This is a genomic window from Pseudoalteromonas sp. MMG005 (genome assembly GCF_018101015.1).
GTDB lineage: Bacteria > Pseudomonadota > Gammaproteobacteria > Enterobacterales > Alteromonadaceae > Pseudoalteromonas > Pseudoalteromonas aurantia.
Genome location: NZ_JAGJEK010000002.1, coordinates 60,090 through 74,957, shown reverse-complemented (window position 1 = coordinate 74,957; position 14,868 = coordinate 60,090). Strand labels below are relative to the sequence as shown.

The window sequence follows — 14,868 nt, the reverse complement described above, 5'->3', positions numbered from 1 at the left end:
GCACAATTATTTACCTTTTTCACGATTCGCTGGCTTATACATGGTCAACACGACCTTTTGCTGAGAATCACCTTTTTTTATTTCAATTTGAGTATTAGATATATAAGTCCAGATATATCCAAAAATTTTATCCGATTCATTGAACCTAAAAATTTCCTCATTATTATTTTTTAAATCTAGCACGTTTATTAACAAGGAAACTTGTTGGTGAGATGCAACCTGCCTATTAATAACCGCTTTTAAAGTAAGTCGCTTATCATCGACAAAAACCTCTTGTAATACCCCAGATTGCGCGCTTTGCTCTTCTTGACTTAGCGATTTCACTGTATCAGTTTCTTCGACAGCTTCACTTTCAAGATATGCATCATACTTTGCATAAACCGCCTGACGGTGCGCGTCACTAATAGCGCTAGCTCGGTAATTCAGATCAGGCTCACTAATCATTTTAAAATGTTGTTGTTTGCCTTCATGCGAAAATCTTAACACGCCATCGATAACACACAGCAAAGACATGACAGAAACGCTCAAAACAACAACGGGTGAACGCCAATTTATCACTGTGAACGCTCCTTAAATTCAAAAAATGCAATTCGAACTGATACACTGACTCGGCCAAGACCACCTGCTCGCTGACGCATTAAATTAAAGTTAAACGCTTCATACTCCAATACCTGAGGAAGTTGGGCTAAATCTAAAAAGAATGCCACCGCATTTTGCGTATCACCACTAAAATGTAAAGACAACTGATGTTTAGTTATTTGCGAGTTTGGAAAAGTATAAGAATTTTGCCAGCCTATACTATTGCTACTCAACGTCCGCTCTTTTAATAGCAATTCTAATTTTTTTTGTAATTCTAACTTTAATTTCTCACTTGTAGACTCTTGGAAGAAATGTGTTTTGATGCGATTAATAGCATCATTATAAAGCTGTCTTGACTCTTCGAGTGGAGACTCATTATCTAATAATAAAGCTGACTTTGTGACTTTATTTGCCAGTAGTGTATTGCTTGCATATAAGCTCTCTTGCCAGCTATACCAAGGTAACAATACAAACTTAATTAATACCAGTAAGGCAATAAATAACAAAGGTAATTTGTGCTTTTGTAATTCATTCATGGCACTTGTACCTCTTCGTTATTTCCTTCTCTAAGCACAAAGCTGATTGTAAACCTCTCTCCCGTGCGAGACTTAGAGATAGGTGTATCAAACTTTGCATCGCTTACAAATGCCAACGCACTAAACTTTTCAAGTGTTTGTGTCGCACTCTTAGCCTCAGCTCTGAAGGTAAACCTCTTGCCGTTGAGATTAATGCTATCAACATCAAGCGTTGCAAAAAATGGCGCCATAACTTCCCATAAATTATCTATCGAGTATCGTTGTTCGACAAATGATTTTAATGAACCATAAAGCGCTACTTGCTCATTTAGCTCACTTTGAAGTGCAAAGGTATTTTTTATTGTGCCAGATTGCTGGCTTAATTGTTGTTTCAAAGAATGTTCCTGAAATAATAACATCCCTGATACAACGGACATATACACCACCAATACTAAACTAATAGGCAGTAAGCCGTTTTGAAGCAAGGCCTTTAAATTAAAAGCTTTTTGTTTTGGGGTAAATAAAATCAACCATTTCACAAGCTCAAGGTTAACACATGGTAATATTGCGTTGGCTTTGTTGCTCCATGATAAAGACCGTTCATTAGGAGCACTAGTCCCTATTGCCACTTGAAACCGCTCGACCGAATTGATCAAACCAACCTTTGGTGCATAATAAAGTCGCTTAGCCAGCTTAGTCAGGTAAAAGTAGTGGCTGTCTTTTTTGTGTTCAACAGTCAAAATGCTGTCTTCACCCACAAACTTATCTAACATCAAAAGCTCTGGCAACATAAACCAAGCTTCAGGCACACCCGCTTGAAAGCGATAGTGCGTTACTTCAGCACCTTTTTTTGTAATGCTATTGATCATATAGTGATCAGACGGCATTTTTTTTAATGCAAGGAGCCCTTTCAGTTCTTTTTTATTCACTATTGGATATGACTGTAACTCACTTAAAACAAAATCAGGCGATACAATCAGCAGTTTTACTTTAGTGGATTCTGCGGGTTCAAGTACTACGTTCCCAACATTATCGACTTTAAATTTGTATAAGCGCCCATTAAAATAATGCACATGAGATGCAATTTTTTCTTTGATAAAAAGTTTAATTCTTGAAATCACACTACTTAACCTTTTTCAAAAAGTGTATTTATTGGCTCTAAGCGTTCTTTGACATACCTCTTTAAACTAATAATATAACTCTTAGTTACTGTGGATTGCCCTACGTTTGCGGTTAACTCAATTTTTAATGAGGTGCTTGGGTAAAGGTGTGTGTCAATATCAATTTTCGTTCCTGTAATTTTTCTATACTCTAAGGGGGAGATATCTCGCCTTAATCGTAATTCTAATAATTGTTGTGTACTTGCCTCGCCAACCTCTGCAATAAGTAACTCCTTACTTGCCGTTAGCGGGTTAAAAGAACCGTTGTAATAGATAGTCAAATTACGATACAAAACTGCCTTTTCTATAGGCGTTAAGTCAATGAGCATTTCTAAATCTGTCAGGTCAGTGATATATCCATTTCTAACATTTATTACGCCATTACCCTCAAAGCCATTAGGACGAGGGATATTATCAATATCCTGCCAGTCTAACAAGCGCGCTATAATTAAGCTAACTCGCTGGTAACTAATCCCCTGTGCAAGCAATAGCCGCTCTAATCTGGATGAATCTAAATAATGAAGTCCAATTTTTCCAGCCAAATCTTGAATTTTCACTGTTATATTTTCAGACAGTTGAAAAGGGTGACCAAAGAAATTCCACTGAGCTGTAATAGCATTACCACCATCACTTACACTAAGCCGAGCTCGCTCATAGGTAAACAATGTAAAGAGCAATTCGCTATATCCACTATGTAATAGTAACTCTGCTTGCGCTTTGTCATTAGCCCACGATGCCATCTCAACTTGGTCACGAGTACTTTTTGATACATAGAGTGCAAATGTACTGAGTATTGCACACAAAACCAGCACCTGGATCAGTGCGATACCCCGATATTTCACTGAGAGTTATCCAAATACGGCGTTAGGTAACGCAATGTATTTTTATCTAACGCGATTGTAAATAACAGATCCTTACCTTCTTTTTTCATTAATACCGCTATCTCTTCAGGTAACTGTTGTGTGTCAATTCCCGAGTATGAGCTGCGCCAACTCGCAGACTTACCACGCGGTCTTTCTTCCGATTTTTGTAAGATGCTATCCCAGCCTAAATAGTTAAACTTGATATCGCTCAAGTCCCGAAATATTACATACTCTTTGTCAAATCTAATTTCCTGTTCGGTAAACTTAAGTAAAAATGCCTCTGTCGACTTACTTTGGTAAACTAGTTGTAATAACCCATTGCTTTGCTTTTCAACCGAGAGTTTAAATATTTCAGGGTAACTTTGTTGCATTAGCCCGACTTTAGAAATACTCAATAGTGAAGTCTCGCTGCCTTCAAATATAAAACCCGGCTTCCTTCCCTGAGCCTCATTAACCACAATAAAAGGCTGAATACCTGTCAACGTATTTTCGAATAATGTCAACTGACGCCCAAAGTGTCTATTGCTATTAAATTGACCAATTTCATTTTGCCACCTTTGTGCCAACAGCTGATAACTATAGTTACCAACCAACAAAATACCTGACAAAATACTAATGGCGATTAGCAGCTCAATTAAAGTAAAACCTTGGGGTTTAATTTTCATTCCAACTGACTTCTTTAAATTGATATTCACGAGAATAATTATCAAGTTTGAACACAGCCGTTATATTCCACAAAAAGTACTTATTATTTTGCTTTTCATGTTTTCCCAAATCAAAGCTATAGAGAGGTGGTGGGGGCTTATAGCTTACTCTCACTGCCTGCCAATTTACTTCTACACCCCAGAAGTAGTTTTTCCCCGATAAATCAGTAATATTCCCCTGCGTCCTTGACCTAACATTATATCGAATCTGTTTAATTGCAATGGGTAATATATTGCTAATTTCTATATGACGGTTGGATTTTTCGCTAGCTAACAGGCTGCCACTGTACAATAAGCTTATTGAGGCAATGGTTGCAAACAAAATCATACTCGCCACAAGCACCTCTATAAGCGTAAAGCCTTTAGATGCCGGCTTAAGGTTCCTCATTGCTCACCTCATGAACCCCATTGACTGCCTCACCTAACTCAACCTTCACTTGTTTTTCACCAGACTGTAAATCGACATTATCAGGGGAAATAAAACCATTAGAATTAATATACAGAGATTGCGCAGGAAAGTTTAAGTGCTCAAACGTATGCTGGTAAAGCCGAGTCTCATTATTAGGGCTTGCAACGGTGATACTGCTTCCTGTGAGTGTGACAATCAATTCAATTTGACGAATATATGCATCATACCCTGCTTTCTTTAAGAGGCTTTTAAACTGAAGCGTCTCTGACTTTCGCTCTGTTCTTTCGATTGCATCAATAGTAAATGGACCCACAAAGCCTATCAATAATGAGACAACCGTCATTACGATCATTATTTCTATTAGCGTGTAGCCGAAACTCTTTTGCATCTTAACTTACATACCAATATCATTTAGTGAAACCATGCTCATCAACATTACAACAACAACGCCACCAACAAACCCTCCCATGAACAAAATCATTAAAGGTTCAATTAACGTTGTTATTTTTTGCGTCCAATCCTCAAAATCTTGCCTTGAGCGCGAGGATATTTCACTAAACACTCGCTCTAAATTACCTGACTCTTCACCAACCTCCAGTAGTGACACAAAGAAATCAGGGTAAAGATCGGTTTGCTTAAGTGCGGGGCTCAACAAACTACCCCGACTAATTTTTTGTTGTGCAACTTCTAACTGATGTCGCAGTACATGGTTTTTAATGTTTCCGGTAGAAAGTTTTAAAGCAGAGTCAATCGCTACACCAGAGCGTAACATCATAGCTAAACCACTATTAAAGCGAATACGTTCCACTGCAAGTACCATAAACGAAACCAGAGGTAGCTTAAGATACAAGCGCTCTAATCCATTCGAAAAGCGCTCATTTTTTAATAACCCGACGATACTTACAATGAACAGCACGATACCGATAAACAGAAAGGATTGGTATTGAACCATCCATTCACTTATAGACAGCATCATTTGTGTATACCAGGGTAAGTTTTCTGCTTCATTAAACATCGTAGCCATTTTGGGTATAATGAAGTTAAATATGAAAAAAATACTGAGAAGACAAACAGAAAAAATAACAGCAGGGTAAGTCAATGAGCCTATAATTTTACTACGTAAGCTTCTTTTAAATTTTAAATCTTTTGCCAGATCAGAAAAAACTTCTGACAGGTTACCTGAAGCTTCACCCAATTCAATTAAATTACAATATAAATTATCAAAAGCATCCGGATGTGACTTAAACGCCGTAGACAAACTGACCCCAGCTTTAATTTGTTTACTTATATCATTTAGTAAATCAGAAAGGGCTGCTTTGGCTTTCGTTTTTCTTATTATATCTAGCCCTTTATCAATCTTAACACCGGACTCTAACAAAAGACTAAGCTCAGCGGTTAAAAATTCTAGATCCGCCAATGAAACACTTCTAGAACTAAATAGCGCGATTGACTTCTTTTCTTCTTTTAACTCAAATGACAATAGCCCTTCTTGCTCCAGCTGCATCAACGCTTCATTTGATGTCAGCGCTTCGATCATCCCTTCGACTTTACCACCTGTTTTATCATAAGCCTTGTAAGTATAATTTGGCATTAACCAGCTACTCTCATAACTTCTTCCAATGTGGTTAACCCTTGCACTGCTTTAAATAGCCCATCCTCTATTAACGTTCGACGCTGCAAACTCGCATTATGTGCTTTTGCTAAACCAATAAAGTTCGCATCTTTAGGTAATGCTTTTATTTCGTTATCACAAGCTAAATATTCGGTCACAGCCATTCGTCCTTTATAGCCTGTATGTGAACATTTTTCACACCCTTTGCCATGCCTCAAATTCAACTGCTCAATTTCAAACTTTTGACAAAACTCGTCAAGTCCATATTGCTGTATCAACTCAGGCTGGTTTTCTACAGGCTCGCTGCAATTTGAGCATATCTTTCGCGCTAACCTCTGTGCCACAATGGAGACTAAAGCGGCATTAAGCAGAAACTCTTCAACACCTAAATCAAGTAATCGAGTATAGGCACTCGCAGCGTCATTGGTATGTACTGTGCTAAAGACTAAATGCCCTGTTAAAGCTGATTGTAACGCAATTTGGGCTGTTTCTTTATCTCGAATCTCACCAAGCATTATTACATCAGGATCTTGTCTAACGATTGAACGCAAACCCGCAGCAAAGTCGAAACCTATATCACTTTGCACTTGAACTTGATTGACTCCGCTGAGTTGATATTCAACTGGATCCTCTAGGGTTATAATTTTTACATCATTATTATTAAGCGCATTTAAGAATGTGTATAAAGTCGTTGTTTTACCGGATCCCGTTGGCCCTGTTAATAAAACAACTCCTGCAGTTGTTTTTATATCTTGCCTGATTTTCTGCTCTATATCTGCTGATAACCCCAATACAGACAGCTCATACTTCACGTTATCTTTTCTAAGAAAACGCATTACAATCGACTCTCCATCATTAAGGGGTAATGCCGATACCCTTATATCAACTTCTTGATTGGAGATTTTAAGTTCGATCTTCCCATCTTGGGGTCTGCGCTTTTCAGCAATATCCATACCGGAAAGAATCTTAAGACGGGTTGTAAGTGGCATTTGCATACTCTTTGGAAGCTTTTCGACTTCATGCAAAACACCATCAATTCTGTACCTTACTCGATAAAAACTATCAAATGGTTCCAAATGCATATCTGAAGCACCTTGCCTCAATGCTTTAGATATAAGTGAATTAAGTAAATTTACCGTAGGAGCTTCGGAGGCTAACTCTCTAAGTTTCTCTTCTTCATCACCAGTTAAGTTAGCGTGAGTATCACTGATTTCATCGCGGTTATATCTCGCTAATAGCTGTTTTACATCGTAATCGGATGCTAAATAGCAATTAACCGTTTTGCCTGTGGAAAATGCCCAATGATTAAAGTCTGAGTTTAGCGGTTCAACACATGCCACCGTCAATTCTTTTTCTGAGCTGAGTAACACAACACACCTATTAGCATGCCATAAATTAATCTCAACTTGTGAACAATCAACCAGCTCTGAATCTAAAAATTGCTCGATATCTAATATTGGTAGCTCTAAGTACTTTGACTGTAAATGAATAACTTGATCATCAGGTAAAGCCCCCATATTAACCAATATTTGCTCTACTTTACCACCATACTTCTTTTGGTATTCCTTTGCTTTACTGAGTTCAGATGGAGCAATATTAAATGAGTCAATAAGTAAGCTTTCTATGGTATTCATAGGTGAACAATATCTGCATTACTGTCTGTACCACCTACTTTTCCATCCGCGCCAAATGAACGCAATGTGTATGGGTTCCCGTCATTACCTGGTTTTGAGTAACTATATTCATTTCCCCATGGATCTAATGGAATATTCTTTGGTAAATATGGACCATCCCAGCGGACATGATCGTCTTGCCGTAATTGAGAAAGCGTGTCTGGGTATTTCCCAACATCTAGTCTATATGTATCAAGTGCAGTCTCAAATGCAACCATTTGAGTTCCTGCAACTCCTCTCTCAGCGGTACCCAACTTATCAAAAAACTTAGGAGCAACCAGCGATGCCAATAGACCTAAAATGACAATAACAATTAACAATTCCATCATGGTAAAACCTGAATGATACTTACCATAGGCATTTTTTTTATTATTCATATTTCCTAATCCTAGCAACCTGTTTTTTAAAAATATATTTTCTAAGAAATCGAGCAACTTTCCAAGCATGTTGAATACATGCCGAATAACTAATAAAGACAATAATAAACAACGCCAGCATCAGATATTCCGGAACGCCTATTAGCTCCCCTAAAACACCGATAGCAGCAAAAATTATCGCAAAAAAACTAATACTGGCCAGTGCCTTTCGTGAACTAAAACCGATACGCATAAAAACATGATGTAAATGATCTCTATCGGCCATAAAAGGAGATTGTCGTTTCTTTATGCGCCGAATAATTATGGCCATCATATCCATCAAAGGGATTGAGATTATCCATAAGGCCGTGACTGGACTAAACGCATTACTTGTACTAGATTGAGTTGCTATCATTAGTAGCCAAATGACACTTAGCCCAATAAACATTGACCCAGCGTCGCCCATAAATATCTTTCTATTTTTGTGACCCAAGACACCTAGATTAAACGCTAAATAAGGTACTATTGTGGCTATAATAATCAGTGGTAACACACTCAGCTCACCACCATTGATAATCATTAAAACCAAAATGGCCGCAAATGTAATAATACTCATAGCGCCCGCTAAACCATCAATACCATCGATCATATTAAATGCGTTTATTGCCGCTATAACTGCTACAACAGTAAAAGGTATGCCCCAATAGCCAAGTTCAATACCACCAAAACCAAATACATTACCCAAATTATGAATATAGGTCTCTGACCCCCACATCATTAAAAGAGCAACTATCGATTGAACACACAACCGAACTTTAACACCTAATTGTCGGTAATCATCTATAACACCGAGGAGAACAATGGCTGCCGCACATATTAAATATACAACTAAACGACGTTCCATTGGTAAAAATACAATAATGGAAATTAACACAGCGAAAAAGATTGAAACCCCCCCTATAAGAGGGATAGCTCCAACATGACGCTTTCTATTACATGGGGTATCCACGAGGCCTACTTTTTCGGCCACTGGTTTGATCATAAAAATAGAGCAATAAGATGCTAAAAAAGCAAAAAAGATGACCATACAAATCCACATAATTCCATCAACTAATCAATATTAACGCGGTATTATATAGCATTTACGACATAAAAAAAATTGCCGATAACACTTAATAACAGTTTAGTCCTAAGACTTTTTAGAAATAACAAAATACCTGAATAAAACAATCATCAACGACAGCACAAACCCTAAGAAAAAAAAGCCGATACAAATCAGTGCTCGTTTCGGTCCGTCTTTTATGTCAGGAAGTATTGCTGGATCAATTGTTCTGAATACATATTGAGATTGCGTTAGAGCCAACATTTTTGTTTGCTCTTGCTGTTCTATTAATTGATAAAATATTTTCTGCATATCAGCTATTGATGTTTCGTTAAGTGTTTTTTTCAAGTAGTTGATCTTCGTCGTTGCTTGCTTTATATCATCATCTTGCATGCGAGCATTAATTTCAATCACTAGTTTGTCCACTAAATCTTTCGCAACTACAGGAGAAAAATGTGTAATGGAAAGCCACACAAGATCTTTTTTCTTATCCTCAACCACAGTCAAATTCTGAGATAAAATATGTTCATAAACCTCTTGAATACCTGGCACAGAGTTCCGTGGAGGGCTAACGTCACGTATCCATTGCTCAGTATTGAGATCATATACATTAGAATTATACGTTAATTTATTAGCAGAAAGCTCCCAGCCATTCGTAGCCATTAATATTGGTTTCAAGTCATATTTATCAACAAATTGATTTAAAAAGCCTCGGCTTTGTAAAATTTGCAATGCCAATGCTGATTTATTTCCACCACTTCCACCTAAATTAACCCCTGCTATAGATGCTAATCCGCCTAAATCCGACTTTAATCCATTCAACATTCCGCCTTGAGCTTCTTCAACGGGAGATAGCAACGCTGTGGCTTTGTACACATTGGGCAAAGACAATGCGTAATAAACACCACAGACAGAGAAAACTAACGAGCAGAGGATAATAACTATTTTACCTTGGTACAACGCTCGTAAGATTTCTGACAAATCAATTTCATGACTTTTAATTATATCCGACTCTTTAATTTCCACAAAAATGCCTTATTTACTGCTTAATGAATTAAGCGACGCCGCCGCTAAGCCGAGTTGATAGATAATCTGAGTTGCGGTGCTCCATAGTGTTAGGCTATCAAGGTGTTGAGTATCTAATGGAACAACAATGGTATCTCCTGGGGACAATAAGTTACTTTTACTGTTCACTGCAAACCAAGAATTATGACCATGAGGGATGACCACTGAACCATTCGCTTTAATAATATAAATGCGGTCATCATCTGCCTTCTGTTTTAACCCACCACTTGCGGCTAAATAACTTTTCACATCTTTATTCGCATCATAAATATGTGTAGAAACAACATTCACCTCTCCAATCACACTGACTGAATCCTGCATTGGCGGAACATATAGTGCATCTCCATCTTCTAACTGCAAAGTTTGTGTAGATACATTGTCTAAATCTATAAGTAACCTACCTAACGCCTCTACTTTTGAAAGGTCTTTCAATATTTTATCCATGTCACTATATGATAAATTTGCGCTCGTAGCTGAGTTTTTTTGAAAACTGTTGGTTACTATATCTCTTCTCAGATCTTGCGTAAGCTTTTGTAATTGTGATGCTTCCTTTATTTTAATCGACTCTCTAGTGAATATGGCACCGTTTTTATGGGCAAATTTACTAAATCCTCCTGCTCGCTCAAGTAAGCTTTCTAATGTTTCTCCGCGTCGAATGGTATATGTACCTGGAAATGAAACCTCTCCAATTACTTCAACTTCTAACCGCTCTTGCCAATGTGGCTTTGGAAAAATATTAATTGTATCTTTACTGACAATTTCATGTGTTGGCGCTTCTAACTCATCTACCGCATTAAATTGTAAGTGTTGAACTTTATCACTTCCCTCAAAATCAATACGGGTTAATTCTACATTTTCAAGATAAGCTGATTCTAATAAACCACCTGAAGCATTTACCACTTTCTCAAAGTTAGCTAATTTAGGGAGCGGATAAACTCCAGGGAATTTCACCTTGCCATTAACGGCAAACAATTTGGCAGGTTCAGTTGCAGATGATTGTTTCTGCAATTTTGCAATAATCGGAGACAATAAGTTATGACGACTAAATACAGCATGCTCGTTATCTTTGATTTCATCATTTACTTCAAAAAGTGCAGATATACTGTTAATTGATTCTTTTTCTTCTAGATCTTCTTCTACCTGTAAGCCAATATAATTCAAGAACTCGTCTTTCTCATACTTCTTCCATAATCGAATATTTTCTCGCAGTTTCAACTGCTCCTCATTGTAGGCTAAGTCCGATAGTAATGACTGTTCATCTTCTATCAGAGCATAACGGCTAAAAACCACGATAATGTCATTACTACGTAACTCAACATTGTGATTCTTTTTTATAACAACATCTTCCAAAGAAAACTGAATAACCTCTATGTCTCCTTCTAAATTAGCTTCCCTAACAACTAAAGAGTAAGAGTAATCAGCAAGAGAAAGTAGATCCTCTCTTGGGCTAGAAAATACATCCCTAACGGTCTTATTTGGCTGCCATTGATAGTGACCTGGGCTAGTTACAGCACCAACAAGTGTTATTGTGTTTTGTAATCGGCTTGACGTCGCATTAACTTTAATCTCATCACCATTATTAGGCTTATAGTTCGTGTTATTTGCAAAATCATAATTTAACGTAATGCGCTTTCCATCCCCGTTATAGCGCGAAACAGCCACTTTTGAAGTTTGCGCACTTGCTTTAAACCCACCAGACATAGCAATCACGCTGTCGATAGAGTCGGTCTCTTTCAACTCAAAAATAGCTTGCCTATTCACCTCACCTTTTACTGTGATTCTTTTCGCCGCTGGAGGAATAAATACAACATCACCAGGCTTGAGTACTACGTCATTAGAGCTATCACCAAACAGCAGCAAATCGTATAAATCGAATTTAGTAACTAGTTTTCCAGCGCGTTTAACTTGAATGCTTCGAAGTGACCCCGTTTCATTTACGCCACCCGCTACAAACAATGCATGTGTCACTGTAGCTAATGGTGAGACCGTATAGCTTCCTGGTTTATATGCTTCACCAACAATCATAATACGCATTGGGTTTAACGTACCCATGCTAATAAATGCTTGCACACCTATCATTTCTTTGGAGACTTTAGCTTTCACTAATTCTTTGAGCTCTTGAAACTGTAGCCCAACAACCCCTATCGGAGATAATTCAGGTATTAATAAACGTCCTTCACGGTCAATCTTAAGCTCATGTTCCTGATTCATTTTACCGTAAAAGTTAATTTTGATTACATCACCGACTCCGACTAGATAAGTGTCCGGGATGGCTGCAAGCTCAGTCGGCATAAATGTGGTTGGATTACCCGCAAACAACTCGTACCCAAAGGGCTTTAATTTCTCTAATTGAGGCTTGAACTTCTCTTCAATCTCATCGGCCTCATCAAGTATTCGCGGTTGAATCGTTTCTTTTGGAAGTTCTGGTTCATTACTCGTAGTTGAATTTGTTTTTAAGCTACCTAAGTCCAACCCATATTTTTTTGCAAGCGCTTCTTGTTGAGCTTTCGGCAGCTTTTTGAATTGCTCCATCTGCTGAGCTGATGGGGAGGCTGCAACAGCACTTTCCATAAACACACTGAAAAATAAACATAATAAAGCCGCAATGACAGCCAATTTACTGAACTTCACAAATATACCCTTATCAATTAAGTGCGTGAGTTAACCGGCGTATTATATCGCATTTTCAACATAAAAAAAATGGGACTAAAAGCCCCATTTTTGTTGAAAATTGTAATAACTAAAAGCTATACACTAACGTCAGTGACGTTTCAGTATCTGTACTTTCTTTTCCATCATCTACTTCCGAGTTGTTTATGATGTTATAAGCCACTTTCATTTGTAGAGAACCGTTAATTTTAGTTAACAACGCAGACTCTGAAGTACTCTTAGTATTTGTACTACCAGTTTCGACAGAAAAAAGTTGTGTGAACTTGGCATTTTCAGATATTTGCCAACTGTAATCCATTTTTGCAACGCCGATAAATTCGTTTTCAGAAGTACCCGCTAATGGTGTGCCATTATCTAATTCAGTACTGTCATCTTGATACTCAAAACGCTTAACACCTGGACCCACTTCAAAACTCAGTTCCATATCATCACGGTCTAGTAACCTTAAACCATAACCAACCGATGCAACCGCTTCGGAACGATAAGCGCCAAAAGAGTCTGATACATATGAACCAAGCACGAATAAATGACTGCTATCGCTATCAAGCTTATAATTACCTTGCATCGATAAAGAATATTTTTCGTTAGTACGCTCTTTTACTTTATTTCCATCGTCATTTTCAATTTCATCTTCTTTGAAAATGCCACTCACTTTATATTCATTGTGCCAATTTTCTAGCCGATGCTTTGCTTTCAAATTACCTTTTAGAGTCGTTGTTTCTGTATTACCGCTGGTAATGATAGCACCCACTTCACTGGTCACTTCCCATGTTTGTTCACTTTTTATATCCTCAGCATAGGCATTTGACATCACAGCAGCACATACACACATAGATAACAATTTAACTTTCATTACTTTTATAACCTTTCTGTTAAGAGTCTTTATGAAGGTGGACATCCATTTGAGGAAATGGAATACCAATTCCTGCTTCATCAAGAGAAATCTTTATATTTTCTACCAAACTAAAGTAAGTTGGCCAATAATCGGATGTGTTTACCCAAGGTCTCACGACAAAATTAACACTTGAGTCAGCAAGTTCAGATACGGCAACGGTGTAAGCTGGATCTGTTAAAAGTCGTGTTTCTTTGTCTAATACATTTTGTAATACTTGCTTCGCTTGCTTTAAATCTGCGTCATAACTTACACCAATCACCAAATCGATACGGCGGGTTTTCTCTCTTGAGTAATTGACGATTGCACCAGACATAATAGCCGAATTAGGCATAATAATAACTTTGTTATCAGGCGTACGTAACTCTGTAGAAAATATCTCTATCTTCTCAACACTACCTGACTTCCCGCCAGCTTCAATGAAATCACCCGACTTGAAAGGCCTTAGCATAATAATCAACACGCCTGATGCAAAGTTTGATAATGACCCCTGTAAGGCTAATCCCACAGCTAAACCTGCTGCACCGAGAATAGCGATGAACGATGTTGTTTCAATACCCACTTGTGACAGCGCCATCAATACCGTTGCAGCAAACACAAGTGCATAAATAATATTTGCAACAAACCCACCAACCGCTTTGTCAATTTTTCGCTTTGAGAATGCTTTTTCGGTCAATCCACTACAGAGTTTAGCAACCTTAATTCCTAACAACAGAATTACAACTGCCAGAATAACTTGAATCCCATAACGCAGTAACATATCTGAATTATCGTTTACCCAATTGATGATGGTTTCCATAGAGCCTCCTATTGAGCGCTTATAATAGTTTTGTCGGATCTTACATAGGTTATATGAATATTTGCTGTATGGGATGACTTTTTTACTTTTTTCCTTTTTTAGAAAAAATTGCATTTTTTACTTTGCAAGACGCGAATTATTATGTATTATCCGCGCCACACCAAACGAGGTGTGTTGTGGCGGCTGTAGCTCAGTTGGTAGAGCCCTGGATTGTGATTCCGGTTGTCGTGGGTTCGAGCCCCATCAGTCGCCCCATCTTTTCTTCCTATATACATATTCTAAATACTCATATGTGATTTATTTTGATACGTTGCTATTAATACTAAAACATTCTCTCAATAAAGTATTTTATATCCAACTTCTATACTAATCTATTTCCCATACTTATATTGTCACACCTATACGGAAACTTGCAGATCCTTGAAATATAACGGTGCTGTAATCAGTTTGCTATTTTATGTAACTCAGT

At 37.7% G+C, this 14,868-nt stretch carries 15 protein-coding genes and 1 tRNA gene; 1 reads left to right on the top strand and 15 read right to left on the bottom strand.

What is annotated here, in order from left to right; translation table 11 throughout:
• Positions 1 to 6 precede the first annotated feature (6 nt).
• From J8M01_RS02365 to J8M01_RS02295, 15 genes are all read right to left on the bottom strand, one after another.
• The gene (locus tag J8M01_RS02365) at positions 7 to 558 is read right to left on the bottom strand and encodes a hypothetical protein (protein WP_192508443.1); all 552 of its coding nucleotides are present in this window, start codon (positions 556 to 558) and stop codon (positions 7 to 9) included.
• Positions 555 to 1,115, bottom strand: coding sequence for a hypothetical protein (locus J8M01_RS02360; protein WP_192508444.1), 561 nt, complete (start codon positions 1,113 to 1,115; stop codon positions 555 to 557). Before J8M01_RS02360 ends, J8M01_RS02365 begins: the two co-directional genes overlap by 4 nt.
• On the bottom strand, positions 1,112 to 2,215 hold the full coding sequence (locus J8M01_RS02355; protein WP_211056867.1) for a hypothetical protein: 1,104 nt from the start codon (positions 2,213 to 2,215) through the stop codon (positions 1,112 to 1,114). Before J8M01_RS02355 ends, J8M01_RS02360 begins: the two co-directional genes overlap by 4 nt.
• 5 nt (positions 2,216 to 2,220) lie before the next feature.
• On the bottom strand, positions 2,221 to 3,096 hold the full coding sequence (locus J8M01_RS02350; protein ID WP_211056866.1) for a type II secretion system protein GspK: 876 nt from the start codon (positions 3,094 to 3,096) through the stop codon (positions 2,221 to 2,223).
• Positions 3,093 to 3,782: a prepilin-type N-terminal cleavage/methylation domain-containing protein gene (locus tag J8M01_RS02345; RefSeq protein WP_192508447.1), complete on the bottom strand. Its 690-nt coding sequence runs from the start codon at positions 3,780 to 3,782 to the stop codon at positions 3,093 to 3,095. Before J8M01_RS02345 ends, J8M01_RS02350 begins: the two co-directional genes overlap by 4 nt.
• Entirely contained in the window at positions 3,772 to 4,209 is a 438-nt protein-coding gene (locus tag J8M01_RS02340; RefSeq protein ID WP_211056865.1) for a prepilin-type N-terminal cleavage/methylation domain-containing protein, read from the bottom strand. Before J8M01_RS02340 ends, J8M01_RS02345 begins: the two co-directional genes overlap by 11 nt.
• On the bottom strand, positions 4,196 to 4,618 hold the full coding sequence (locus J8M01_RS02335) for a type II secretion system protein (protein WP_211056864.1): 423 nt from the start codon (positions 4,616 to 4,618) through the stop codon (positions 4,196 to 4,198). The genes J8M01_RS02340 and J8M01_RS02335 overlap by 14 nt, the downstream gene beginning before the upstream one ends.
• Before the next feature lie 6 nt (positions 4,619 to 4,624).
• Positions 4,625 to 5,821: a type II secretion system F family protein gene (locus J8M01_RS02330; RefSeq protein WP_211056863.1), complete on the bottom strand. Its 1,197-nt coding sequence runs from the start codon at positions 5,819 to 5,821 to the stop codon at positions 4,625 to 4,627.
• Positions 5,821 to 7,476: a GspE/PulE family protein gene (locus tag J8M01_RS02325; protein ID WP_211056862.1), complete on the bottom strand. Its 1,656-nt coding sequence runs from the start codon at positions 7,474 to 7,476 to the stop codon at positions 5,821 to 5,823. The genes J8M01_RS02330 and J8M01_RS02325 overlap by 1 nt, the downstream gene beginning before the upstream one ends.
• Complete coding sequence (gspG, locus tag J8M01_RS02320) at positions 7,473 to 7,892, bottom strand: type II secretion system major pseudopilin GspG (protein WP_211056861.1); 420 nt, start codon at positions 7,890 to 7,892, stop codon at positions 7,473 to 7,475. The genes J8M01_RS02325 and gspG overlap by 4 nt, the downstream gene beginning before the upstream one ends.
• Positions 7,885 to 8,970, bottom strand: coding sequence for a UDP-N-acetylglucosamine--undecaprenyl-phosphate N-acetylglucosaminephosphotransferase (gene wecA / locus J8M01_RS02315; protein ID WP_211056860.1), 1,086 nt, complete (start codon positions 8,968 to 8,970; stop codon positions 7,885 to 7,887). The genes gspG and wecA overlap by 8 nt, the downstream gene beginning before the upstream one ends.
• A 90-nt stretch (positions 8,971 to 9,060) precedes the next feature.
• Positions 9,061 to 9,999 (bottom strand): Wzz/FepE/Etk N-terminal domain-containing protein, encoded by a 939-nt coding sequence (locus J8M01_RS02310; RefSeq protein WP_211056859.1) that lies wholly within the window; start codon positions 9,997 to 9,999, stop codon positions 9,061 to 9,063.
• Between the two features lie 9 nt (positions 10,000 to 10,008).
• On the bottom strand, positions 10,009 to 12,609 hold the full coding sequence (locus tag J8M01_RS02305; RefSeq protein WP_211057012.1) for an SLBB domain-containing protein: 2,601 nt from the start codon (positions 12,607 to 12,609) through the stop codon (positions 10,009 to 10,011).
• Between the two features lie 169 nt (positions 12,610 to 12,778).
• Positions 12,779 to 13,561 (bottom strand): DUF481 domain-containing protein, encoded by a 783-nt coding sequence (locus J8M01_RS02300; protein WP_211056858.1) that lies wholly within the window; start codon positions 13,559 to 13,561, stop codon positions 12,779 to 12,781.
• A gap of 19 nt (positions 13,562 to 13,580) precedes the next feature.
• Positions 13,581 to 14,399 carry a mechanosensitive ion channel domain-containing protein gene (locus J8M01_RS02295; RefSeq protein WP_192508456.1) on the bottom strand — a complete coding sequence of 273 codons (819 nt, stop codon included), beginning with the start codon at positions 14,397 to 14,399 and terminating at the stop codon, positions 13,581 to 13,583.
• Positions 14,400 to 14,578: 179 nt separating this feature from the next.
• Between J8M01_RS02295 and J8M01_RS02290 the strand changes: the two genes are divergently transcribed.
• Positions 14,579 to 14,654: transfer RNA gene (locus tag J8M01_RS02290), tRNA-His, on the top strand.
• Positions 14,655 to 14,868 lie beyond the last annotated feature (214 nt).